At 35.3% G+C, this 25,290-nt stretch carries 23 protein-coding genes and 3 pseudogenes; 8 read left to right on the top strand and 18 right to left on the bottom strand.

The features are described 5' to 3' along the window. Positions 1 to 17 precede the first annotated feature (17 nt). The gene (locus QWZ06_RS10420; RefSeq protein ID WP_290297829.1) at positions 18 to 1,646 is read right to left on the bottom strand and encodes an NADP-dependent glyceraldehyde-3-phosphate dehydrogenase; all 1,629 of its coding nucleotides are present in this window, start codon (positions 1,644 to 1,646) and stop codon (positions 18 to 20) included. Positions 1,647 to 1,888: 242 nt separating this feature from the next. On the opposite strand from QWZ06_RS10420, the gene tpx reads away from it, so the two are divergent. Continuing rightward, positions 1,889 to 2,389 (top strand): thiol peroxidase, encoded by a 501-nt coding sequence (gene tpx / locus QWZ06_RS10415; protein WP_378171025.1) that lies wholly within the window; start codon positions 1,889 to 1,891, stop codon positions 2,387 to 2,389. 42 nt (positions 2,390 to 2,431) lie between these two features. Here tpx and QWZ06_RS10410 read toward each other — a convergent pair whose 3' ends face one another. From QWZ06_RS10410 to QWZ06_RS10400, 3 genes are all read right to left on the bottom strand, one after another. Further along, positions 2,432 to 3,016 (bottom strand): hypothetical protein, encoded by a 585-nt coding sequence (locus tag QWZ06_RS10410; protein ID WP_290297823.1) that lies wholly within the window; start codon positions 3,014 to 3,016, stop codon positions 2,432 to 2,434. 294 nt (positions 3,017 to 3,310) lie between these two features. Beyond that, the gene (locus tag QWZ06_RS10405; protein WP_290301339.1) at positions 3,311 to 3,910 is read right to left on the bottom strand and encodes a transposase; all 600 of its coding nucleotides are present in this window, start codon (positions 3,908 to 3,910) and stop codon (positions 3,311 to 3,313) included. 610 nt (positions 3,911 to 4,520) lie between these two features. Then, positions 4,521 to 5,438, bottom strand: coding sequence for a tetratricopeptide repeat protein (locus QWZ06_RS10400; RefSeq protein WP_290297822.1), 918 nt, complete (start codon positions 5,436 to 5,438; stop codon positions 4,521 to 4,523). A gap of 155 nt (positions 5,439 to 5,593) precedes the next feature. Here QWZ06_RS10400 and QWZ06_RS10395 point away from each other — a divergent pair, with 155 nt between their 5' ends. Beyond that, entirely contained in the window at positions 5,594 to 5,893 is a 300-nt protein-coding gene (locus QWZ06_RS10395) for a hypothetical protein (RefSeq protein WP_290297819.1), read from the top strand. 45 nt (positions 5,894 to 5,938) lie between these two features. Here QWZ06_RS10395 and QWZ06_RS10390 read toward each other — a convergent pair whose 3' ends face one another. The 9 genes and pseudogenes from QWZ06_RS10390 to QWZ06_RS10350 all read right to left on the bottom strand — a co-directional run bounded on the left by QWZ06_RS10390 (position 5,939) and on the right by QWZ06_RS10350 (position 14,188). Then, the gene (locus QWZ06_RS10390) at positions 5,939 to 6,712 is read right to left on the bottom strand and encodes a Rossmann-fold NAD(P)-binding domain-containing protein (RefSeq protein ID WP_290297817.1); all 774 of its coding nucleotides are present in this window, start codon (positions 6,710 to 6,712) and stop codon (positions 5,939 to 5,941) included. 42 nt (positions 6,713 to 6,754) lie between these two features. After that, the gene (locus QWZ06_RS10385) at positions 6,755 to 7,516 is read right to left on the bottom strand and encodes an MBL fold metallo-hydrolase (protein ID WP_290297814.1); all 762 of its coding nucleotides are present in this window, start codon (positions 7,514 to 7,516) and stop codon (positions 6,755 to 6,757) included. A gap of 394 nt (positions 7,517 to 7,910) precedes the next feature. Then, a complete protein-coding gene (locus QWZ06_RS10380) occupies positions 7,911 to 8,453 on the bottom strand; it encodes a Crp/Fnr family transcriptional regulator (RefSeq protein WP_290297812.1) in 543 nt (180 codons plus the stop codon). An 18-nt stretch (positions 8,454 to 8,471) separates the two neighbouring features. After that, positions 8,472 to 10,453, bottom strand: a pseudogene (gene hutU, locus QWZ06_RS10375) (urocanate hydratase). Positions 10,454 to 10,774: 321 nt separating this feature from the next. Continuing rightward, a complete protein-coding gene (locus tag QWZ06_RS10370; RefSeq protein WP_290297810.1) occupies positions 10,775 to 11,065 on the bottom strand; it encodes a hypothetical protein in 291 nt (96 codons plus the stop codon). Between the two features lie 52 nt (positions 11,066 to 11,117). Next, positions 11,118 to 12,101 carry a 2-hydroxyacid dehydrogenase gene (locus QWZ06_RS10365; protein ID WP_290297808.1) on the bottom strand — a complete coding sequence of 328 codons (984 nt, stop codon included), beginning with the start codon at positions 12,099 to 12,101 and terminating at the stop codon, positions 11,118 to 11,120. Between the two features lie 69 nt (positions 12,102 to 12,170). Next, positions 12,171 to 12,434 (bottom strand): prevent-host-death protein, encoded by a 264-nt coding sequence (locus QWZ06_RS10360; RefSeq protein WP_290297806.1) that lies wholly within the window; start codon positions 12,432 to 12,434, stop codon positions 12,171 to 12,173. A 319-nt stretch (positions 12,435 to 12,753) separates the two neighbouring features. Next, positions 12,754 to 13,404: a protein-L-isoaspartate(D-aspartate) O-methyltransferase gene (locus tag QWZ06_RS10355; protein WP_290297804.1), complete on the bottom strand. Its 651-nt coding sequence runs from the start codon at positions 13,402 to 13,404 to the stop codon at positions 12,754 to 12,756. A gap of 103 nt (positions 13,405 to 13,507) precedes the next feature. Continuing rightward, positions 13,508 to 14,188 (bottom strand): hypothetical protein, encoded by a 681-nt coding sequence (locus QWZ06_RS10350; RefSeq protein WP_290297802.1) that lies wholly within the window; start codon positions 14,186 to 14,188, stop codon positions 13,508 to 13,510. Positions 14,189 to 14,338: 150 nt separating this feature from the next. Here QWZ06_RS10350 and QWZ06_RS10345 point away from each other — a divergent pair, with 150 nt between their 5' ends. The 6 genes and pseudogenes from QWZ06_RS10345 (at position 14,339) to QWZ06_RS10320 (ending at position 19,962) form a co-directional block, all read left to right on the top strand. Beyond that, on the top strand, positions 14,339 to 15,301 hold the full coding sequence (locus QWZ06_RS10345; RefSeq protein ID WP_290297800.1) for a Gfo/Idh/MocA family protein: 963 nt from the start codon (positions 14,339 to 14,341) through the stop codon (positions 15,299 to 15,301). A gap of 331 nt (positions 15,302 to 15,632) precedes the next feature. Continuing rightward, positions 15,633 to 17,363, top strand: coding sequence for a cellulase family glycosylhydrolase (locus QWZ06_RS10340; RefSeq protein ID WP_290297798.1), 1,731 nt, complete (start codon positions 15,633 to 15,635; stop codon positions 17,361 to 17,363). A 65-nt stretch (positions 17,364 to 17,428) separates the two neighbouring features. Continuing rightward, entirely contained in the window at positions 17,429 to 18,307 is an 879-nt protein-coding gene (bla-A, locus tag QWZ06_RS10335) for a CGA/CIA family class A beta-lactamase (RefSeq protein ID WP_290297796.1), read from the top strand. A 54-nt stretch (positions 18,308 to 18,361) separates the two neighbouring features. Beyond that, complete coding sequence (locus QWZ06_RS10330) at positions 18,362 to 18,772, top strand: hypothetical protein (protein ID WP_290297793.1); 411 nt, start codon at positions 18,362 to 18,364, stop codon at positions 18,770 to 18,772. Between the two features lie 10 nt (positions 18,773 to 18,782). Next, entirely contained in the window at positions 18,783 to 19,673 is an 891-nt protein-coding gene (locus QWZ06_RS10325; RefSeq protein ID WP_290301337.1) for a 3-hydroxybutyryl-CoA dehydrogenase, read from the top strand. A 51-nt stretch (positions 19,674 to 19,724) separates the two neighbouring features. Continuing rightward, positions 19,725 to 19,962: pseudogene (locus QWZ06_RS10320) on the top strand (DUF8828 family protein). A 49-nt stretch (positions 19,963 to 20,011) separates the two neighbouring features. On the opposite strand, the gene QWZ06_RS10315 reads toward QWZ06_RS10320, so the two are convergent. The 5 genes and pseudogenes from QWZ06_RS10315 to QWZ06_RS10295 form a co-directional block, all read right to left on the bottom strand. After that, entirely contained in the window at positions 20,012 to 20,260 is a 249-nt protein-coding gene (locus QWZ06_RS10315) for an META domain-containing protein (protein WP_494337513.1), read from the bottom strand. A gap of 35 nt (positions 20,261 to 20,295) precedes the next feature. Beyond that, a complete protein-coding gene (locus QWZ06_RS10310; protein WP_290297790.1) occupies positions 20,296 to 20,421 on the bottom strand; it encodes a hypothetical protein in 126 nt (41 codons plus the stop codon). 513 nt (positions 20,422 to 20,934) lie between these two features. Continuing rightward, a pseudogene (pheT, locus tag QWZ06_RS10305) lies at positions 20,935 to 23,335 on the bottom strand (phenylalanine--tRNA ligase subunit beta). 262 nt (positions 23,336 to 23,597) lie between these two features. After that, positions 23,598 to 24,209 carry a DUF417 family protein gene (locus tag QWZ06_RS10300; protein WP_290297788.1) on the bottom strand — a complete coding sequence of 204 codons (612 nt, stop codon included), beginning with the start codon at positions 24,207 to 24,209 and terminating at the stop codon, positions 23,598 to 23,600. Between the two features lie 65 nt (positions 24,210 to 24,274). Next, a complete protein-coding gene (locus QWZ06_RS10295; RefSeq protein ID WP_290297784.1) occupies positions 24,275 to 25,105 on the bottom strand; it encodes an AraC family transcriptional regulator in 831 nt (276 codons plus the stop codon). Positions 25,106 to 25,290: the final 185 nt, after the last annotated feature.

Below are 25,290 nucleotides of genomic sequence, written 5' to 3'. Positions count from 1 at the left end.
ACAGCTTGGGATTAGCTTTAAAAAATATAGTCTGTGCTTAAAAAATTAGAATCATGTTCCCTTACAATAGTATTTAATAAAGTTTTATTGGAATCTGTAAGTTTTGCAGCTACCAGGGATCTGATGGAGAATGAACGCAAAGCATCAAACACAGAAAGTGTACCTTCTGCACTGTCTTTTCTTCCGGTAAATGGAAATACATCCGGACCACGCTGTGCTTGGCAATTGATATTGACACGGCTTACAAGATTTACAAAAGGATCAATCAGATTGGCTACTTCCTGCGGATCTTCACTGAAAATACTCACCTGCATTCCATGAGAGGCATTCACCTGATACTCTATTGGTTCTTCAATATCTTCAAAAGGCACCACAGGAATTACCGGACCAAATTGTTCTTCATGATACAGTTTCATATCACTATTTACAGGATAAACAACTGCCGGAAAAACAAAAGACTCTTCCATGTACCCGCCGTCTTTATTTAAAACGGCGGCTCCTTTTAATATTGCATCTTCAATACATTCTTTCAGATATGGTGGCTTATTGACTTCCGGAAGTGGTGTTATTTTCACATCCTTTTCCCAAGGCAAGCCAGCTTTCAGAGCTGAAACGGCTTCACTAAGCTTCATAGTAAATTCTGCTGCAATTTCTTTTTGAACAAAAATGAGTTTTAGCGCAGTACAACGTTGTCCATTAAATGAAAGTGCTCCTAAAATACATTCGCTTACCGCTACCTCTAGATTGGCGTTTTTAGTAACAATAGCTGCATTCTTAGCATCCAGACTTAGAATAGCTCTTAAGCGATTCACTTTTGGGTGTAATTTTTTCAATCCGTTAGCCACTTTACTTGAACCAATAAATGCCAATACATTTACCTTTCCACTCTCCATAATTGGGGTGATAATTTCGGAACCTTTTCCATATAAAGTGTTTACTGTTCCCTTAGGAAAAGCTTCTTTAAAAGCGCTCAATAAAGGGTAATGAGCCAGTACTCCGTGCTTTGGAAGCTTAAATAAAATTGTATTTCCCATGATCAAAGCAGGAATCAATGTTGTAAAGATCTCATTTAAAGGATAATTAAAAGGCCCCATACTTAGAACTACCCCAAGTGGTGCCCTTCTGATCTGCGCTATGGTTCCTTCTGCCTCCTGAAAACGGGAAGATTCTCTATCCAGATCTTTTAAAGCATCAATAGTCTGATTGATATAATCTACAGTACGGTCAAATTCCTTAGTAGAATCTGCCAGGGTTTTCCCTATTTCCCACATTAATAGTTTTATGATCAGATCACGCTGCTGGATCATCAGGTACACAAATTTCTGCATGCATTTGATCCTTCCTTCAACAGACATTGTCGGCCATTCACCAAGACCATTATCATAGGCTTTTACACAAGCCTCAAGAACTTCCATAGCTTCCTTCTGTCCAATATTGGGAATACTACCCAACAGTTTTCTCTCTAATCCATTTTCTGTAGGGATACAAATCGGGGAATAGATATTCTGAGTTTCTCCATTCCATTCCACCAGTTCCCCATTAAGAAGATAGACTTTCTGATGAATTTCGGGTACTTTATATTCTTCTGGAATTTCGCTTTGGCTTTTAAAAATATCGTGAAATGATGCACTATTTGCTGAACTCATATTGTTAATATTTAATCGTTTGAATTTGAACTTTTGAATAATAAAGGTAGATGTAAAAATTGATTTTAAGAATAGTGATTCAATAGATTTGCTCTATTTAAGAGCTATTTGAATGAAAATTAACCCAGCCAACTGAAAAAAACAATATTTTTGTTAAAAATAAATTTTCAATGTTTTCAAAAATAGTTTTCGGTACGTTACTCTTTTGCTCAGTATTAGGGTTTGCTCAAAAATCTAAGCCTATCAATACAGTGATGTTAAAAGGAACACCTGTACGTACTTACTCGAAATTACCGGATATAAACAAGCCCGCTCCTAAATTCACCCTTACGGACGTTAATATGAATGACCAGAGCTTAGAGGCTTACAAAGGAAGATATGTTATTCTGAACATCTTTCCTAGCGTTGATACAGGGGTTTGCTCAGCGTCTGTTCACCATTTCAATGAGGAAGCAGGAAACCTTCCCAATACAGTAGTTCTTTGTATTTCCAAAGACTTACCTTTCGCTCAAAAAAGATTTTGTGGTGCTGAAGGAATCAACAATGTGGTAATGCTTTCGGATTTCCGTTCTGATTTCGGTTGGAATTATGGGGTAGAAATGGTAGAATCTTCCATGAAAGGGCTTCTTAGCCGTGCAGTGGTAGTGATAGATCCTTCTGGAAATATTATTTACGAAGAACAGGTACCGGATATTTCTCAAGAACCTAATTATGAAGCGGCTATTCAGGCTGTGAAACAATAAATAAAAAGCTCTGGTAATGTTCTGTTACCGGAGCTTTTCTTATTATGCTCTCTTTCTTTTCTTTTTTGTTGTAATTATGATCGCTCCATTTTTAGCCTTTTCACCATATTGCTCTATCGCTTCTTTTCCTGAAAGCGTATAGATAGTGTCTACAATATCCGGTTTTATCGCACGTAATTCTTCTAAGGAAGCCTTTTTACCATTCAGCAAGATAAATGGTCTATTCTCCGTTTTTATAACAGCGGGTGCCCCAATTCTTACAGATGGATCTATGTTGAAAGGATGATTGGATATTACAAACATATTTACTCCTGATGCTTTCTCTGCAAGCTCTGCCTTTCCCAGTTTTGTTTCCTGTGCATTTACAGTAGTCATAAAACTACCTGCAACCAATAATCCCAAAGCCAGTTTACTCGATAAGGAAAAGTTTAAATTTACGCCCAACTGATCTTCCCGGAATCTTCCGCAAATATTTTCACTTGAATCGAAACTATTGATGAGTTCTTCATCTGAAAAACGGGTAAAATCGTGAACCGTTTTAGAACAAATCGTGCAGAACTTCCCCTTTTCATCATAGGTCATACTGTCCCAGCTTTCATGACAGGGTTTAGGGATGGTGATTTTCATAGTATTTCTTTTACTATAGAGATGCTCTTGGAATAGAAAAGGTTGGAAACGCTAAGATTTCTATGTTAATAAGCAAGTATTATGAGTGTTTTTTATTGATAAAAATTCTTCTTTAGGAAAAAATGGCTGTTTTCGTTTGATTACGGCCATTATCCTATGTACTAATTTATTTCTTATAGCATTAAGAATGCTCATTTTATTTTTACCCTCTTCTACTTTTCTCAGAAAAATAGGTCTTTAATTCCTTGTCTGTTCTTATACTTGCCATGGCAGATAAATGGAGCAGCTTTTTTTTCAGTTTTTTTGATTCGCCATTTTTCGATACACGTTCTTTTTTTTCACAATGGTTCCTGATTGATTTTTGAACGGAACAACTCCCGCATAACAAGCCAGATGTTTAGCGTTATCAAACGATTTGAAGTTATTGGTAATGATGATTAAATTAAGAGCACATTGAGTTCCGATTCCAGGAATTGAGGTCAAAAGTTCTTTGTTTTCCTTAATCTCATCTCGGATCTCCATGAGTTCTGAAAGCTCATTTTCTATTGCTTTTATTGACGTTGTCAGAGTTTTTAGCGTTTTTGAAAAGGCTTGGGTCAATAGCTTAAACACATACAAATCGTGGCTTTTAGCTTCCCTTAATTGATTTTCCAAAGCTGTTTTTTGCAACAGTAAAGTATCACGGGATTTTGCCAGTACATTCATTTGTTGTATAACTTCATCTGGTTCCTGATAAAACATTGCTTTATCATAATAACGCAGAGCATATTCTGCAATTCTTCTGGCATCTTTTCTGTCGTCTTTTCCTCTTAAATCACTTGCTGCTTTTTTGATTTTCATTGGGTGTTCTACCCAAAGAAAATACCCTAATTTTGAACAGAATTTTTTTCCAATGGCCGATTATAAATCCCAGTATTTTTCGCAGCAAATCAAAAAGATCTTCTTTTTGTTATTTTTTTAGCATTCTTAAAAATATCTTTCAAAAAAAGAAGCAATTCCTTTCTCTGTGTTGGGAATAATCAACTCGCATTGGATCTTATACTCAGAATCCATTACTGCACAATCTAATTTTTGATTTGGAAATATCAATTCCGATAATGTACTTTTTGTTTCATAACTTTTTTTGGGTTATCATCCACATTGAAAGTCTTGTCTAAGTCCTTGATAATAGGTCTAAAGCCTAAATTTTCTATTATGACCTTACTTTCAAAGAAGCAGGGTTCATAATCTTTGCATAGGTCTAGCATCCTCTGGCGCAAACTGATTCACCCTGTTTCTTGTGGATTAATTAATACTATAAAACTAATAATGAAATCATTAAAAAAATATAGTACAAACTAAAGGGCGCAAAATGATATTGAAAAATACTGTTGTAAGGCGCAAGATTATCTGCGATAAAATTGTATACTGCTAAATGGTCGCTATGAATGCATGAATTATTATATATAAAGTCTATGTGGTTTTATCTTTTAACCACACGGATACATAGAGTTGAAGGAAAACTCTATTTCAATACTAAGGCAACTTTCTTTCTAAAAATAAAAAGGATTAGTCCCGACATTAAAAGGGCGGCTAAAGAAAGACCAATTATCATTCCACGGAATTCTTTGGTTTCTGGTGCAAGAATAGCTGTTCTCTCATCCACTTTAGACAGATCAGAGGGATATAGATGGAGTCTTTTGATCAATATAGGATCATCAAAGCCGTAGTCTTTTGCCAGCTGATACTCTTCCATTGCATCTTTTTTCTTTCCTTCTAAAAAAGTAACATTTCCGAGATCAAACAAAAGCTGTGCTATTACCTTGTCTTTGGGCTTTATCAAAGATATTCTTTCATTCAGCTGATCATAAAGCTGTGTTCTGAGAGTCTTCAGCTCGTCCGGTGTAAGATGGGATTTTGGAGATTCTTCATTTCCAAAATCTTTTCCAATAAGATTCATGGAAGAGATAGAACGGTCTCCTTTTAGATGAGTTTTCAGAATATTAATATGAATCCATTCGGAAGATTGTTGCGATTTTGGATCTGCTTTTAAAGCTTTCTCAATCCATTGAAGAGCTTCCGTATTATTGCCCATCATTTCAAAGGCTGTTCCCATATTGGAATAGGTAGAATATCTGCCGGGTTGTATTGAGTCAATTTCTTTAAACTGTTCTATTGCTTCGCTGTATCTTCCTAAAACAATCAGGATATACCCTTTATTTGTAAGGAAGTCCAGGTCTTTTGTTTCATAATACCTATATCTCTGTATATGCACCTCTCTTTCCAATTGCTCTTGGGGTAAGAATTGACGACCATACGGAATTTCGCTTGTATTTTCCACATAAGGTACATCTTTACTGTTTGGGGGACTGTCTTTAACACCGCAGGTATAACGAACCTGCATTATAGATAGAATAGTAAAAATGAAAAAAAATTTGTTCATCGTAAATAATGTGCTTTGGTAAATGGTATGAGCTTCAAAAATAATAAACTTTTGCTTAACCGATAAAAAAATGTTCAGAAATCATTTTGGAGTTTTAATGATTATTACCCTATTTTTCAGGTAAAAATTTAAACTGAAAGTATTGAAAAGTTACAATGGGACTTGAATACAAATTAAAAGCAAAACTTACAGAACAACAAACCGCTGATATTCAGGATTTGTTGGAAAACGCTGTACTTTTTGAGAAAAAATATGAACATGCCCATCAGCTGTTCTGGGATTTCAGACATGCAGAAAACACTGGGGAAATGCCTAATATCAGTATTATTTTTGAGGAGGATGGCATTTATATTTGTCAGTACGGCTCTTCTTATGTCTGGACAGATCTTGATGAACTTAAAAATTATATCGAGAAAGAACAAATCGCATATAAAATCATTGATTATCAAGATTAAAAAAACCTGCTTAACAGCAGGTTTCTATTTTTTAAGACATTATCATTAAGAACCATTCGTAAGATGAAAATATCGCGGATCAGGATATTCAAATTCATAATCCAGCTCTGAAATTAATTTTGAAGGTGATATTGTTCTGCCTTGTGTGGTACGTTCACCTGAATACGGCAGATCTTTCTGTGCATTGATAATCTCTTCTTTATTAGGATGCACGGGTGCCACTACATTATAAACTTTAGATTGAGAGTTATTCTTTAGCATTTTCTCAACGACTGAACAAATATCAACGTAATGAATATGATTAACCAACAGATCCAGATTGGATATATTATAGTTTTTTAAAAGCCTCTGATCTCCCATTAATCCTGCCAATCTCAAAATATTAACTTCAGGAAATCTGTTTTTTATGATACTCTCGCTTGGAACATCATCTGCAAGCCGTTCATCTTCTGTAAACTCTTTTTCAATATCAGGATATACACCCGTGGAGCTCATCATATAAAGCTGACCTTTATAATCTCCAAGAAATGCTAATAAATTCTTAGCTCTATCATGTAAAGGAATTTCAGCACCTCTCACTCCCGAAAAAGGAACCGTGATAATCACAGCATCCAACTGTGGAGCTATTTTCCATTCGCTCATCGTTTCCGATATATCATCGTCTGGAAAGCTAACCTGAGTGATGTGGTATCCTTTAGCGGATAAATCTTTTATTTTAGATTCTGAAGTAGTGGTTGCAAAAATCTCATATTGACCCGATAACTTATCAGCTATATGAGTACCTAGCCAACCACAACCTATAATTCCAATTTTTTTCATTTTTTAATTTATGAATCTATTTGTTAAAAAACAAATGTTTCTTTACGAATCCACCAACACTTCTCCATCCTTCAAAGCCATATACTCCTGCCCCACTTCCTCAGAAACTCTTTTCAGATCATTCTCATCAAACAATTGTGGGATATAGCACTTCTCATGAGCAAATAATCCATAATGCATAGGAACCAGTTTTTTAGCATGGAGCAAATGAGCTGCTGTAAAGGCTTCCTTCAAATTAAGAGATGCCGGAACCGGACTGTATTCCAATCCAATAATTTCAAAATTGACGATTACTCCGTTAACAGGTAAAAAGGCATAATCTATGTCTTTATTCTCTTTTCCAAGCTTCCAGAATTGGTTATGCCAAATGGTATCTCCACCATGAAAGATCTTAGTTTCTTCATCTTCTACAATCCATGAAGACTGTATTTCTCCTATTCCATCCATCGCATATACAGGTTTAAAGGTGATTCCATTTTCAGAGAAAGTTTCATCCAGATTCAGAACCACTATTTCAACGTCTTCCACTAAACTTCTGACAATTGATTCTAATCCTGAATACACAATCAGTTTTCCTTCTTTTTTCAGGCATTTTTTTATAACACTTTTATCAAAATGATCCAGATGCATATGGGTAAATAAGATATAATCTGCTTCTATCTCATCTGTAAAACTAATCACTTCGTCTACGGCTTCTCCTAATACAGGTTTGTAATAAGAAAAATCTTCTACTGCATCAATCAAAATTATTTTTCCCTGAGAGATCAGTTTTACTCCTGCCCAGTTTAATTTTTGTATTTCCATAAATTCTTTTTTACAAAGGAAGATACTTGCGAAGGGCGAAACAATAAACAAAAGTTAATTAATTAAAGCTGAGAGATGGAAGTTAATTGCCGTCCTGTAATTTCTGATAGTTGTTTTGAATTGATGAGTAGTTCAGATGATTTTTTTAAACGCAAAGACTTTTATTATCACTCCGTTTTATTTTGAAGAAAGCAAAGATGCCGGCAAAGCCGTTGACTAAGCTGATGATAACAACACACTTCATCAAATCGATTGAAAATCGATCAACTCTTTGCTCACTTAAAATAGTAAGTATTTAAAATTGAAACTTTGCGTTTATATAAAATAGTTCCTATCAAAAACGCAATATGAATTGATATGACCTTGATAACTTCCCGCTTCAAGCTTCCTGCCTTTAACTAATCCTTTTTCTGATTCGGCTCAGAGAAATCGGAGTAATCCCGATGTAGGAAGCCAAATATTTTAAGGGAATATTCTGAATATAATGGGGTTTATTTTTCAACAGGTATTCATAAAGATCCTGTGGAGTATTTTTCAGAAGGAGCATCTCGCGCTTCATGGCAGCATTCAGTTTCCTGCTCAGGTAGTAATTTTGTACGAAGCGACACTCAGGATTCTCTGCAAACATTTCATTGACTTCCTCCAAGGTGATTTCCCAGGCCAGACCTCCACTAATGGATTCATACATCCCTTCAGAGCCTTTGTTTCCTACTGTAAAAATATCACCAGGAAAGTAAAATTCTGCACAGACTTCAATATCGATGTCTGAGGTGTTATTGATATAATATTTACGGACAAGCCCATCTTCAACAAGATAGGCTTTATTGTCCGAGAATATGTTTTTCTTTGAAAATTCAACCTCAGCAAATTTTCCCCAAACAGGATCACTATCCTCTACATTGAGGTGTGAAAACAATTTTTTGTTAATACTTGCCAATGCCGAATTCTTTAAAATTTATAGTAAATTTTCGTCTACAAGATTTGGAAGAGTTACCTTTAAATTAGGTTCTACTTCCATTGCTCTTTTAATGGCAAAAATAGCGCCTTCATTTCTGGCCCAGCTTCTTCTTGAAATTCCGTTGTTCACATCCCAGAAAAGCATAGATTTAATCTTCTGTCAGCATCTTCACTACCATCCAATAGCATTCCGAAGCCTCCGTTGATTACTTCTCCCCAGCCTACACCACCACCATTGTGAATGGAAACCCATGTTGCTCCACGGAAACTATCACCAATGACATTGTGAATCGCCATATCAGCTGTAAATCGGGAACCATCATAAATATTGGAAGTCTCTCTATAAGGAGAATCTGTTCCTGAAACATCATGATGATCTCTTCCTAATACGACAGAGCCAATTTCACCATTCTTAATTGCTTTATTGAATGCTTCCGCAATCTTCATTCTTCCTTCTGCATCTGCATATAATATTCTTGCCTGCGAACCTACAACCAGTTTATTTTCCTGTGCTCCTTTGATCCACTGAATATTATCCTTCATCTGCTGTTGGATCTCTTCAGGCGAATTTTTGACCATTTCTTCTAAAACAGCACAAGCAATATCATCCGTTTTCTGTAAATCTTCAGGTTTTCCACTGGTGCATACCCAACGGAACGGCCCAACCATAATCGAAACACATAGGTCCCATAATATCCTGAACATAACTTGGATATTTGAACTCTCTTCCTAATGTAGGATCGTCTGCCATTACATCAGCTCCCGCTCTGGAAGCCTCCAATAAGAAAGCATTTCCGTAATCAAAGAAATACGTTCCTTTTTCTGTATGTTTATTGATCGCTGCAGCGTGTCTTCTTAATGTTTCCTGAACTTTTTCTTTGAATAATTCAGGATCTTCAGCCATCATTGTATTAGATTCTTCGAAGCTTTGTCCTACCGGATAATATCCACCAGCCCAAGGATTGTGAAGTGAGGTCTGATCTGAACCAATATCAATTCTTAAATCTTCCTGATCAAATTTTTCCCAAACATCAACAATATTTCCAAGGTAAGCCAAAGAAACCGTCTCTTTATTTTCCTGAGCTTCTCTTACTCTCTTTACCAATGCATCAAGATCTTCATAAATTTCGTTCACCCACTTCTGATCGTGACGGATCTTAGTAATTTTTGGATTTACTTCTGCACATACCGTAACACAGCCTGCGATATTTCCAGCTTTTGGCTGAGCTCCACTCATTCCTCCTAATCCGGAAGTTACAAAAAGCCCTCCTTTAGGCTCTTTATTGATCTTTCTGAAAGCATTTAAAGCCGTAATGGTAGTCCCGTGAACAATTCCCTGTGGGCCAATATACATATAACTACCCGCAGTCATTTGTCCGTACTGTGTTACTCCAAGAGCGTTGAATTTCTCCCAATCATCCGGTTTAGAATAATTAGGGATCATCATTCCGTTGGTTACCACTACTCTTGGTGCATCTTTATGAGACGGGAATAATCCCATCGGATGTCCTGAATACATCACCAAAGTCTGCTCATTGGTCATTTCAGACAGATACTTCATCGTCAACAGATACTGAGCCCAGTTTGAAAAAACAGCTCCGTTTCCACCATACGTAATCAATTCGTGAGGATGCTGAGCAACTGCGTAATCCAAATTATTCTGAATCATCAGCATAATTGCTTTTGCCTGCTCAGATTTCCCTGGGTACTCCTCAATAGATCTCGCTTTCATCTCATAATCCGGACGAAACGATACATATAAATCCTTCCATAAGCTTCCAGTTCTTGCTTAAATTCAGGAATTAATTCTGCATGAAATTGAGGATCAAAATAACGTAAAGCATTCTTTAATGCCAATTTTTTCTCTTCCTCTCCTAAAATTTCTTTACGCTTTGGAGCATGGTTGATATTTGTCTCGTATGGTTTCGGTTGTGGCAGCTGATTAGGTATCCCCTGCTGTATCTGTTCTTGGAATGTCATATTGCTATTTAAAGTTCTATGTTTAAACAATGTTTGAAGTTTTAAAGATATTCAAATTATGAAATATAGGCAACAAAAGAAGAGAAAAGCTGAGAAAGCAGAAAAGACGAAATTGAGAAAAAGTAAAATTATTAAGAACTGAGCTTCTGTCCTGTCATTTTTGAATATAAATAACAATAGCTTTTAAATACTATATTTGAATAAATGCACTCACATTCCCCTCCGAAGGATGGGAATTTCTTCTTACAGAGTAAGGTGATCATCCGGAAATAAAAAACCTCACTGAAAATCAGCAAGGTTATTATTTTATCTGAGTAAATTTTAAGTTAAAACATCATCATTTTCCTCTTCATGATCGTCCTCATTATCACTGAGGCTCCAATAGTTGTTTTCTTCATCTTCCTCACCTATTTCTTCCATTTCATCATCTTCTTCTGCTCCTGGAATATCCAGTCCTTTATCTATTTTATCTTCATCTTCTTCCTCAAGAATAGGATTACCATCTCCATCGAGCGAAATATGCTTTTCTCTTTTGAATATATCTTCGTTGGGATCATAGTCCATACGTTCCAACCTTTTATTCTGTTCATTAATATTGTTTTCTGGTGCCATGCTGTTTAGATTTTAAGGTTTATAAACTAAGAACAAAAATAGTTCCAAGTTATTATAAATGATGGGAATAAACTTCTGGATTTACACAGTTAGGCATCTTCTCGCCGTTTGAAAAGGCTATGATATTTTCGGCAGCAAGTCTGGCCATACCATTTCTGGCTTCAATGGTTGCGGAACCGATATGAGGCAATATACATACATTAGATAGCTCCAAAAGAGGATTCTTTGCAGACATAGGTTCCGGGTGGGTTACATCCAGACCTGCTCCCCAGATTCTGCCTTCAGTTAATGCCTTATATAAATCCTGTTCCTGATGAAAACCTCCTCTTGCTGTATTGATAAAAATGGCATTGGGATTCATTTTTTTAAATACAGACTCGTTAAAAAGACCCTTATGCTCGGAAGTAAAATTGGCATGAATACTGAGCACATCTGAATTTCTAACCAACTCATCAAAAGAAACATAAGTTGCACCTAATTCTCTTTCAGCATCTTCATGATGACGACGATTATGATAAATAATCTCCATATCAAAAGCCTTTCTACATTTTTCAGCCATTTGAAAACCTATTCTTCCCAATCCGAAAATCCCCAGAGTTTTACCATAAAGTTCTTGCCCCAGAGCATGAAGAGGATCAAAATTACCCCAGTTTCCCTCTTTTACTTTTTGAAAATTATAGCTGGTTCGCCTTGCAACTGATTGCATCAATAAAAAAGCGACATCAGAAGTTGCTCTGCTCAGTACATCCGGTGTATTTCCTATTGGAATATTTCTCTGATTAGCTTCTTTTACATCTACATGATCAAAACCTACAGAATATAAAGCAATGGCTTTAATATTAGGACAGGCATCAAAAAATACTTTATCATATTTAAAATCACCTCCAATACTCAGAATTGTATCTGTATCTTTACAATACTTCAGCCATTCTTCATAGCTAAGATTTTCATTTTCAGGAATTGTGATCTCTAATCCTGCTTCTTCCAACATCTCGATTCCAATCTCAGGAATTCTTTTATTAATAAAGACTTTCATTATTATTTTTTGGATTTAAATAAAAAACCTCACTCGCTAAAAGTAAGGTTATTGAACTTTAATATTAAATTATTTCTTTTCATCAGAATGGTGTTTATTCTTCTCCCAAGCCTCAGAAGCGATTTCCTGAATTTCTTCCCAAACTTCTTTCACTGATTTCTGGGCATGTGTCATGAATCCCTGTTTTGTTGCCTCCTGATTTTTACTTTTCATATCATGAATGTACTCTTTAACCTGCTGAGAATAACTTTCTACACTATATCCGGGATTATTGTGCAGGTTCTTTTGAAGATTGCTAAAATCATGTGAAGCTTTGAATCTGTTTGTATCCATAATCATAAGATTTTAAGTGGTTTTGTTTTAAAAGAGTCCAATTTCCATTCCGAACTGAACACAAAATTTATTAAAAAAACACAAAAAACTTTAAATTACACCAACGCAAAGACTTCAAAATAAAACGGCATAAAAATCACCATAAGAGTTTTATTTTTAATCACTTATCTACAAATACATTATTTTTCTGAATGTATTTCTGGGTTAAACATTTTTAATTCGGGCATTCTTAGACCAAAAGCAAAGAACTGGTGTTTGAGACCAGTTCCTCTACCTATTCCGTAATCCGGATATATTTTTATAATTGGAATTTTAATTTTTATTGATTTGTATTCCCTAACATCGGAACAAACTTATAAGCTCCAAATTCTTCTTTTTCAAATTCTGTTGGTCCCACTTTCGTAAATCGGAATAAAACCTGCTCATCTGTTGGACCTAAAGGAATGACTATTATACCACCTACTTTTAATTGTTTCAATAATTCTGTAGGTAAAGTTCCCGCTCCACAGGTTACGATAATTTTATCGAAAGGAGCAAAGGTTGGCAGCCCTGCAAATCCGTCTCCAAAACTCTGAAATTTTGGGTACAGATGAAGTTCTCTCAATTTATTTTTAGAAAAGTCGAATAAATCTTTTTGTCTTTCCACCGTATAAACATGGGCTTTCATTGCCAGTAAAATGGCAGTCTGATAACCACATCCAGTCCCAATTTCCAACACTTTTTCACCTGCTTTCACCTGTAATAATTCAGATTGCTCTGCTACTGTGGAAGGGTGTGAGATGGTTTGGTGAGCCAAAATAGGGAAAGCTCTGTCTTCATAGGCAAAATCTTCAAAAATACTTTCAATGAAAAGGTGTCTCGGAACGTCATTCATTGCCGAAAGTACATTTTCATCTGAAATCCCAATTCTGTATCTGAGATATTCTACTAAATTCTTTCTTTTTCCTTTATGTACAAACGAATCCTGCATCTGACAAAAATAAGAAATTAGATTTTAGATTTTAGAAATCAGGTAAAAGAATTATCCACAAAAAATAAAGCTGCCAAAAATCTGACAGCTTTTATTCTATATATTAATTCCATTTTATAACCTGTGAGGTAACATCTGTATATGTATTATTTTCACATCTTTTTCTGACGTAGAAATTATAAGCAATCGTTTTATTTAAATTCAAAAAAGCCGCATCGTGCCCAGGAAGAATGGCATCACCATTCCCGGGAGCCGGAGGTGTACCACTTGTCCCTAAATATACTTCATACACAGATATTCCATCTCTTTCCCAGCTAACAGTTGCTGAAAAAGTAGGATCATAAACAGAAGCAGTGGTGGTGGTATAAGTAACAAAGCCTGGTTTTACGCAAGCCGTAGTATTTTCAGAAAGAATGGTTATAGGGCCTGCCCAGTTACTTTTCCCATCGGCTGTTCCGCAATTCTTTCTCACATACATATCGTATTTTTTACCTTTGAATATGGGAAGAGTGTAAGAGGTATTATTCACTTCAACTACAGTTCCATTTCCTAAAGAAAATCCCTGTTCTCCATACTGAACCTCAAAAAATCCCGTTCCCTGACCACTATTACTGTTCCAGGAAAAAAGATTATATAATGGTTTGAAACTTAAGCTTGTTGGGGTTTCGCACTTAGGTTGCGGAGGTGGATTATTGTGTACTTCAGTGGCAATATTATCACCTGATCCTGAACATCCAGCTGCCAACAATCCTGCTACGGATAAAATGAAGCCAATTTTTTTCATAGTTATAATTTTTTTAAGACCGCGAATTTAACACAATTCTTTTAATTGATAAGTATATACATTAATACTTAAGTCAGAAGAATATCCAAGTAAAAAGTCATGTATTTTTATGATGTACATTCACTATATTTACAGAAATTTAATACAGCTATGTTAAAAGCAGGTTTGGTAGGTGCCGGACACTTGGGAAAGATACATTTAAAACTTCTTAATCAGTCAGATAGATATGAGTTTGTAGGCTTCCACGATAAAGATGTTGAAAACGGGAAAAAATTAGAAGCCGAATTCGGATATAAGTATTTTGAAAATTTTGATGAATTGCTTGAGCAGATCGATATGCTGGACATTGTTACTCCAACAGTCTATCATTATGATTATGCTTTAAAAGCGATAGAAAAAGGACTTCATTTCTTTATTGAAAAACCGGTTACCCAAACGCTGGAACAAGCAGAAGAGATCCTTCGTTTATGTCAGGAAAAAGGAATCAAGGCGCAGGTAGGACACGTTGAGAGATACAACCCAGCTTTTATTGCTACTAAGGAATACATCAGCAATCCTATGTTCATCGAAATCCACCGATTGGCTGAATTTAATCCTCGCGGTACGGATGTTTCTGTGGTATTAGATCTTATGATTCACGACCTGGATATTTTATTAAGTATTGCTAAATCTAAAGTGAAGAGCATCCATGCAAGTGGTGTTTGTGTTGTAAGCAAGACACCGGATATTGCTAATGCCAGAATAGAATTTGAAAACGGATGCGTTGCCAACCTTACCACTTCCAGAATTTCTATGAAAGCCATGAGAAAGAGTAGATTCTTCCAGAAAGATGCTTATATTTCTGTAGACTTTCTTGAGAAAAAAGCGGAAGTGATCAAAATGAAAGACGCCCCTGAAAACCCTACTCCATTTGATATGATCATTGAAAATGCGGAAGGGGAGAAAAACCAGATTCTGTTTGAATATCCCAACATTCAGCCTAACAATGCTATTCTCGATGAATTAAATTCTTTTGCTGATGCCATCACTGACAATAAGAATGTAGAGGTTTCCCTTGAAGATGGAACTGAAGCATTGAAAGTTGCTTTAGAAATCATGAGGCTTATCAGCTAAAATAGAAAATATACTGTTTTCATTAACAGCAATAATTATAATGCTATCTTAATAATCAGAAAAATGATTATCAGATAGCATTTTTAGTTTTAGTTTGTATCTGATTCTTAAATATTTTTTTCTCTAAAAATTACTGATTTATCAATATAAAACTAATTTTAAAACAAAAAAAACAATATATTTGAACAACAATTCAAGAAACAATTGAAAAATTTTGTTTTATATACCCAATGGATTCCTGTAAAATAAGAAAAATGTATAGAGATTCTTATTTTGACATTACCATTTTTTATAATTAAATCCTTCCCCAATATTTAAAATCAAAACAACTATGAAAAGAACCATTCTATTATCCGCTTTATTATTGTCTCAATTTGGGACATCACAATTATTAAAGACTTCTGGGCAAAAAATCGTTAATGATAAAGGTGAAAACATCCAATTGAGAGGCCTTGGCTTAGGCGGCTGGATGCTTCAGGAAGGATATATGCTGAAAACGGCTGATTTCGCAGGCCCACAATATAAGATCAAGGAAAAAATAGCTGAATTGATCGGTGAAGATGGAATGCAGGAGTTTTATAAAGCTTACTTAAAGAATGGTATTACCAAGCAGGATATTGATTTTTTAGCTAAGGCCGGGTTCAATTCTATTAGGCTTCCAATGCATTATAATCTTTACACTCTTCCTATAGAAAAAGAACCGGTAAAAGGTAAAGATACTTGGTTGGAAGAAGGTTTTAAGATGACTGATGATTTGCTTCAGTGGTGTAAAGACAATAAAATCTATCTGATCCTCGATCTTCATGCAGCTCCCGGCGGACAGGGAAATGATGCTAATATTTCAGACAATGATAAATCAAAGCCGTCCCTTTGGGAAAGTGAAGAAAACCAAAGAAAAACAGTTGCTCTTTGGAAAAAACTAGCGGATCGATACAAAAATGAACCCTGGGTTGGAGGATATGATCTTATTAATGAACCCAATATCAATTTCACAGGGAAAAATCCAAATGGAACAGATGAAATGTCTAATGCTCCCCTTTGGAAATTACAAAAAGACATCACCAATGCGATTCGGGAAGTTGATCAAAAGCATATTATCTTTATTGAAGGAAATGGCTGGGGCAATAATTATAATGGTTTAATACCGATCTGGGACAGGAATATGGCTTTTAGCTTTCATAAATACTGGAATGACAATGATGATAAAACCATACAGTCTGCGCTGGATTTAAGGGAAAAACACAATATGCCGATATGGCTTGGAGAAACAGGTGAAAATTCTAATGTGTGGTTTACAGAGCTGGTTCAACTCCTAGATAAACATAATATAGGATATGCCTTCTGGCCTATGAAAAAGATCGATAATATTGCCGGAATCACCAATGTAAAAACAACTCCTGAATATGAAAAACTGTTGAACTACTGGAAAAACGGTGGCGAAAAACCTTCAAAAGAATATGCTAAAAAAGCTTTGATGCAAATAGCTGACAACTATAAATTCAGTAATGTGGAAGTCAAAAATGATGTTATTGATGCGCTATTCAGACAAGTGACAGATGCCTCCACAAAACCGTTTAAAAATCATCAGATTCCCGGAAGAATATTCGCTTCAGAGTATGATTTAGGAAGAATAGGTTCTGCTTATATGGACAAAGACTTTATCAATCTCTGGGTAAGTGATCCGGCAAAAAGATCAGAATGGAATTCCGGTCAACAAATGAGAAATGATGGTGTAGACATTTATGTATGTAATGATAAAGTAACCAATCAGTATTATGTAGGAAAAACGGAAGCTGGAGAATGGCTGCAATATACCATCAACTCCAAAACTGCAAAAAAATATACGCTGGAAATCAGATATTCCAGTATAAATCCTTCAAAAGTAAAACTGGAAGATGCTTCAGGAAAAGTACTAGCAAGTATCGCGCTCCCCGCTACAGACAAAAATGAAAACTGGGCAACCACTATAGTGAAGAACATATCCCTTCAGAAAGGTGAAAATAAAATCAGAATATACTTTGAAAATAATGGGGTCAATCTCAATTATTTTGAATTAAAGTAGTAATAAATACCTAAATTGCAACTCCCTTTTTTATCTTAAAAGGGAGTTTTTTTAACTTCATCTCTATGAAAAAAATAACTTTTTTATTACTTATGGTTTCTGCATTGGCTACGGCACAGAAATCAGTACTGGATCAAAAAATAAACACTGTTATAAAAGGGAAGAAAGCGACAGTAGGCGTTTCTGTTTTAGATTTTGAAACTCCCTTCAAATACAGTAAAAACGGAGATAAAAAGCTTCCTTTACTCAGTGTTTTCAAATTTCATCTTGCATGTGCCGTGTTGGATATGGTAGATAAGGGAAAGTTCTCTACGGATCAGAAGTTTTTAATAAAAAAATCAGATCTATTAGAAAATACATGGTCTCCAGTACGCGAAAAATATCCTGATGGAAATATTGAGCTTTCTTTGGGTGAAATAATCACTTACACGGTTGCACAGAGTGACAATAACACTTGTGACTTTCTTTTAAGAATGATAGGAGGCTCGCAAACTGTTCAACGATACATGGATTCTAAAGGAGTAAAAGATCTTCAGATAAAATACACTGAAGATGACATGCATAAAAACTGGAAAACCCAATATGGGAACGAAAGCAGCACTAATTCTACTGTAAAGGTTTTAAAAAAATTCTATGATGGCAAGCTTCTTTCTAAAAGATCTACAGATTTCCTGATGCAGATTATGCTGGGAACAACTACCGGAACCAATAAAATTGTTGAACAATTACCCAAAGGGACGCCTGTTGCCCATAAAACGGGTTCTTCCGGAAAACCAGATAATATACTTACCGTCGCAGAAAATGATATGGGAATCATCACGCTTCCCAACGGAAAACATTATGCAATTGCCGTATTTGTAAGTAATTCTACAGAAACTGAAAAGGTAAATACCCGTATGGTTTCCGATATTTCAAAGATCGTCTGGGATAATTTTAATAAATAAAATATTAAGCTTAATTTTAGCGCAGGAATCGTATTGATTCTTTGAGTTCATTATATGAAGAAAGTACTATTAGCAGCGGCTTTATTTTATTCGACATTTTTCTTTTCACAGAAGAATCAAAACTATGTAAAGATCAGCTATGCAAGCGTATGCTGCGGTACGGCTTCCGACAAGCCGGTTACAAGCTACCTGAAAGAGTTTAAAAGGAAGAATCAGATAAGAAGTCTGGAAATCCTTCTACAAAGCGGACTAGGAAGAGAAGGTGAATATGCCTATTATGTGGGAACAGATTTTCTTACTATCAATCAAAGAAAACGTCTTGTACGTGGGCTCACCGCTGTAGTTTCCAATCAAAACAACAACAAAAAGCGACCTAACGAAGGAAATGTAAATTTTGAGCCTACCGAAGTTATCCATCAGAAGGATCTTATGAATGCAAACAATTTAACTATCTATAAAAAATAAAGGAAAAATGATCAAAAACATTGTAGTTATCGGAGCTGGGACCATGGGAAATGGTATTGCACATACGTTCGCGCAAAGCGGTTTTAAAGTAAATCTTGTAGATGTATCTCAAGACGCTTTAGACAGAGGATTGAAAACCATTACTACGAACCTTGACAGAATCATTGCAAAAGGAAACCTTACGGAAGAGCAAAAAGCTGAAACGTTAGGCAATATCACTACTTTCACAGCTCTTAATGATGCTGTAGGAGCTGCTGATCTTATCGTAGAAGCGGCTACTGAAAATCTTGATCTAAAATTAAAGATCTTCGGTCAGATGGATGAATTGGCTCCTGCTAATTGTGTTCTTGCTACCAATACTTCTTCTATTTCTATTACAAAAATTGCAGCGGCTACAAAAAGAGCAGACAAAGTAATCGGAATGCACTTTATGAACCCGGTTCCCATCATGAAACTGGTAGAGATCATCAAAGGATATTCTACTTCTAAAGAGACTTTCGATGCTGTATATGAAATGAGTAAAACATTAGGTAAAGTTCCGGTAGAAGTGAATGATTATCCTGGGTTTGTAGCTAATAGAATCTTAATGCCAATGATCAACGAATCTATTGAAACTCTTTATAACGGTGTTGCTGGTGTAGAGGAAATTGATACAGTAATGAAGCTGGGTATGGCTCATCCGATGGGACCACTTCAATTGGCAGACTTCATTGGTCTTGATGTATGTCTTGCTATTCTGAATGTTATGTATGACGGATTCAAGAATCCTAAATACGCTCCAAATCCATTGCTTGTAAACATGGTAATGGCTGGAAAACTGGGCGTAAAATCAGGAGAAGGCTTCTATGATTATTCTGAAAGTAAAAAAGCTGAAAAAGTTTCAAAAATGTTTTTGAACTGATTTTAAGTCAATAATTTTATTTATCTTTGAGAAAGTTAAAACATTAAAAAAATGAAATTACCTAAGTTTATTAGCAGATAATTCGGAATTTCCAGAAGATCTATTCGTAGTCCACACAGAATATCCAAGATTTATCCTAAACGTTGAGGAAGAGGAAGTTGAGTGGCTAGATGATCTTGAAGGAGATGATGAGGAGACTATGGCAGACGAAGCTACGAAAGTGGTAGAAGCAGCGTTTAAATGGTGCGATGAAGAGTTGGCTAAGTACGACGAAGAAGAGGAAGATTAATACTATCTAAATCATAAAAAAGGAACTCAAATTGAGTTCCTTTTGTTTTTTATTCTGCTTTATTGAATTTCAATAATAAAAGATTGTCTTTATAAAGCTCCAGGGTATTTCCTGAAATGACATACTTATTCGCTTTTCCTACCATATCCATAAAAGTCTGCTCTACTCCGATATTATTACACATCATTTTTGTAGAACCCATTTGTCCCGCAGAAAAACCTCCTGTAGAAGGATCTATGGTAGCTGTTCCGAAGTAGTTGTTACAACCAGCATTTCCATTGATTTTCTCTCCTTCGATATTTAAGGTTGGAATTTTGCCTTTTACATTATCAGCTAAAGTCCATTTTGTATTGGCAAGAGCTGGCTGAGCTTTCCTACTTTAGAAGCAGATGGGCTAGTCATGGATCCACATGATGCCAATACTGCTGCTGTACATATACTTAAAAAAAGATTTTTCATTTTTTACTTTTTGAATTAATCCAAATTTACGGATTTTATATTATTTAAACGGGCTGCTGTACATTTTATTATTTTTTAACGGTTGATATTTTGGCTTTGTTATGACAAACGAAGCGAAGGAATCTCAGCTTTTAAATGTAATCCAGTAAGTTGGAAAACGCTAAGGCGCAATGGTTTTGATAATCTGGTGCTTTTAAGGCGCTAGGATTCTATCTTCGATAAAATTGTATACCGTTTTTATAATTGCCACGAATGCACGAATAAAATAATGCATCACATTAAGTTCTATGTGCCCTTTAGTTTGTAAACTTAATTTCTTTTTACATACTAAAGGACACATAGAATATTGCAGCGGAAAGATAACCTGAGATCATTGACTTGCTGAGAATCTTTGATTCTCTTGCGCCTTAAAACAGTTCCTATAATAATTTCTTTGCGCCACTGCGTTTCCCAACCTAAAAAAAAAAACGGACTTTAAAAGGTCCGTTTCTCTGTATTTCTGTAATCTTTATATTAAGATCTTAATTCTGCATTGAATTCTTTCTGGAAAGATTTAATTAAGGAATCCATTACTTCGGTGATTTCTTTTTCTTCCAGTGTTTTTTCTTCGTTTAACAACTCAAAGCTCATGGCATAAGACTTCTTACCTTCAGGAAGGTTTTTCCCTTCATATACATCAAATAAGTTGATACTCTTAATGAATGGTGATTTGTTTTTCTTTGCTGTCTGGAATAAATCCTGATAGTTAACCGTTTTATCAATCAATAAAGCTAAGTCTCTTCTGATCTTATTGAATTTCGGGATATCTTTAAACTTCAATTCGTTTTTAGAACGTAACTCCTGCGCCAATTCAATTTCGATTTCAGCGTAGAAACAATCTTGATCGATATCAAAATCCTTCAACAATACCGGAGCTACTTTTCCGATTCTTACCAACACTTTACCATCTGCTTCATAAGCTAATGCATCTGAGAATCTTTCGTCAGATAAAGCAACTTCTTTATAGTTTACTGCTAATTTTTCTAATAAAACCTTTACATATGCCTTAAGGTTGTAGAAGCTTACTGAAGATTTAGGTTGTAACCAGTTTTCTGCAACATCTCTTCCAGAAACAATCATTGCTAATTGTTTTCTTTCTTCATATTTCTCTCTTTTGTGGTAGATCTTTCCTAATTCAAAGAACTTGATATCTTCATTCTTTCTGTTGATATTATAAACCGTATTCTGAAGAAGTCCTTCCAATAGCGATTTTCTCATAAATGCAAGATCACCACTTAAAGGGTTTAGTAATTTCACGGCATCCGTTTCATCTTTTACAGAAGTTAATGAATTGTTCATAACCTCATTGAATCCAAGACTTTGTAAAGTTCTTGCCCAGCTATTCTCCAATTCGTCCTGATCGTTGGCACTCAGCTTAACCGGTGTAAACGAAATTTTTTGTGGAGCATCAATTTTATTGTATCCGTAGATTCTTAAAATCTCTTCAATAACGTCGATTTCTCTTGTTACATCTGCTCTGTAAGCAGGAACAGAGATTTCAAAACCGTTAGGAATTTCATTTAAAACCTGAATTTCCAATGCTTTCAGGATCTCTTTTACTTTTTCTCTGTGAATTTTTGTTCCTAAAATCTGTTCAATTTTAGAGAATCTTATGATCACATAGTTATCTTCAATTTTCTTAGGATATTCTTCTAAAAGCTCCCCTACTAGTTTTCCTTCAGCAATTTCCTGAATCATTTAATAGCGTGAGTAATCGCCGTTCTTGTAAGGTTTGGATCTACTCCTCTTTCAAATCTAAAAGAAGCATCTGTATTCAAACTGTGAATTTTTGCTCCTTTTCTTACTGCAATTGGATTGAAGTAAGCGCTTTCAAGAAATACCGTTTTTGTAGTTTCAGATACTCCTGAATTTTCGCCACCAAATACTCCGGCAATACACATTGGGGTATCCTGACCATCTTTGATCATGATCTCTGTACCGTTTAAAGTTCTTTCCACTCCATCCAGAGTTTTGAACTTTGTTCCCGGTTTTACCACTCCTACTTTCACTTTTTTGTCTGCAATTTTATCGGCATCAAATGCGTGAAGAGGCTGTCCGTATCCGTGAAGAATATAGTTGGTAATATCTACAATATTGTTAATCGGGCTTAATCCGATCGCTTTTAATCTGTCTTTTAACCAGCTTGGAGATTCTGCAACTTTTACATCTTCAATCACTGCCCCGATATATCTAGGACAAAGTTCGGCATCTTCAATTTCAAGTTTGAAATCGTGAGATCCTTCATTATTTAAAGCTTCAGATGCTACTTTATTAAACTGCGATTTCTGCTGATTCGTGGAAAGAAATGCATGAAGATCTCTTGCTACTCCATAATGCGACATGGCATCAGTTCTGTTGGGCGTTAAACCAATTTCAAGAACCTCATCATTGGTCAATTCAAAATAGTCTGCAAAGTTCTTCCCTACTTCATATTTGGTTTCGTCTAACACCATAATTCCGCCGTGATCTTCGCTAAGGCCAAGCTCATCTTCTGCACAGATCATTCCCTGAGAAACCTCGCCTCTGATTTTTGCTTCTTTAATTTCAAAAAAGTTTCCGGTTTTATCATAGATTTTTGTTCCGACAACGGCTACAGGAACCGTTTGGCCTGCATCTACATTGGGAGCACCACAAACGATATTCAGGATCTTCCCATTTCCAACGTCTACTGTTGTCTTCTTCAGCTTATCAGCATTTGGATGCTTTCGCAGGTTAACACTTTACCTACAACAATTCCTTCCAGACTGCCTTTTACACTTTCGAATTTATCTATCCCTTCAACCTCAAGACCTATGTCTGTAAGGAATTCACCGATTCTTTCAGTTTTCAATTCCGTTTTTACAAAGTCTTTCAGCCAGTTGTTTGATATTTTCATTTGCTTATCTATCTACTTGTTTAATTGGTCAAACGAAACCTAAGGTCTCATCTGCACTATTTTTGAAACTTTTATTTGAAATTCCGTTCAATGATTGAGTCGGTTTTTCGCGGTACAAATGTCGTGTTTTTTTGAGAAATACAGAAATTTCAGAGCGATTTTAAGAGAATTAATTTTGATTATTTTCTCTCCAGGAAACCAAATAAATTACTATATTACTTGCTACCTTAAAAAGTTCCGGTAAGTAATTTTAAAATAGAATCTAAGATGGCTTCAAAACTTTCTTTACACTATCGGAAAATAAAACCAATCCGCCTGCCATCATAATAATATCTTTTAAGACAAGACGTCCTGCCCCAGAAAGATAAGGAAACCCATATTGAGGCGTTGAATAATCACCACCAAGATTAGGAACATATACTTCAGGTGTTGTCACCAGAAAAGACAACGTAACCAATGACATTAAAAACGTCAGAGCTCCTCCTATTGCTCCTATTTTAGGAAACCACATTCCTAATAAGACCATTATTCCTATGATGACAATCATCGTTCCCAATCCGTAAGCAAAGGTATAGGTTCCGTTTTGCGTATGCCAATCCATGTTTTTCTTTACCACTTTTCCTTCCGGATTTTTATATAAAGTATATTCTGAAACAAGCTTTTTATCATCATTCAGCACTTTATTTCCTGCATTTTTGTAGAAGAAACTCATGAAAGGACTATTGGCAACAAACGGTACAATTCCATCAGCTTCATATTGAAAAGCCTTAAGTCCGCCAATCCATGCCATAACGACAAATATTGATATTCTCAGAAAATTCAAGGAATAAACATCCAGTCTTAATAAACGATTGTATACATTACTGTTTTGCATATGATTTACTTTTTTTAACAAAGGTATTCACATGTCTACAGCCTTACCATAGATATTTCAGGACATTACATGGACATTTTTGCCACTACAGAAATCCCTACTTTCTCCCGATATTGTTTCGGAGAGCAGCCTACCGATTTTTTGAAATACCTGCTGAAATAGAATTCATCGTCAAACCCTAATTCAGAAGCGATTTCTTTTATGGAACGATAGGTTAAATGAAGTAATTTTTTAGATTCAAGAATGATTCTCTCATTCAACAATTGAGTAGGTGTTTTAGAAAATTCTTTTTTGACAGCCTTACTCAAAGTACTGTTGGTTATATTCAGTTTATCACTGTAAAATGAGAGTTCTTTTTCATTTTTAAAGTTAATTTCAAGCAGCTTCTGAAATTCTACAGCGTTTTTATTCGGCAGTTTTTCATTGGTAACCGAAGTGTTTTCCACCCCACTTTTCTGCTTACTGCAAATGGCAAGAATCAGCTGGATATAAGTTTTAATAATAGATTGTGAAAACTGGTGATTTTCTGTTTCTTCCTTTTTTATATGATTAAAAAGCTCCAGAATGTATTCATAGTTTTCTTTTGAGAGTTCTATGCCTGGATTCAAATAAATATTATTGAAAAGTAGTCCGTTACAGGCTACTTCTTCTTTATGATACTCTATACAGTAAAAATCACCATGAAATAAAAGAACATCAATATTCTCATCTGTCTCTGAAGCCAGTTTCAACCTTTGATAGGGTGAAAGAAATAAGATATTATATCCTTCATAAGAATAATTGATATCATCTACAGAAAAAACACCTGAACCTTTCCATAAAACAACACTGTAGTTTTCAGTAGTAAAATGAGAAGGAAAATCTGAAATTCGGTAAGACTGTATTTTTATTTCCATAATGAGCGTTGTTGTGCATTACAAAGAACGTTATAATTTTACTTATATATATTCTTTTAACGCGGTGTACGCAAGGATTTTATAATTACACCGTATTATTTTTAAAGATCGCAAAGGTGTTTTACTCAGCTAAGGCTACTCTGTTGATTCTAAACATTCATTTACCCTATCATGCATCATCTCTG

The organism is Chryseobacterium tructae (assembly GCF_030409875.1).
GTDB lineage: Bacteria > Bacteroidota > Bacteroidia > Flavobacteriales > Weeksellaceae > Chryseobacterium > Chryseobacterium tructae.
This window is presented reverse-complemented; position numbering and strand designations above follow the sequence as displayed.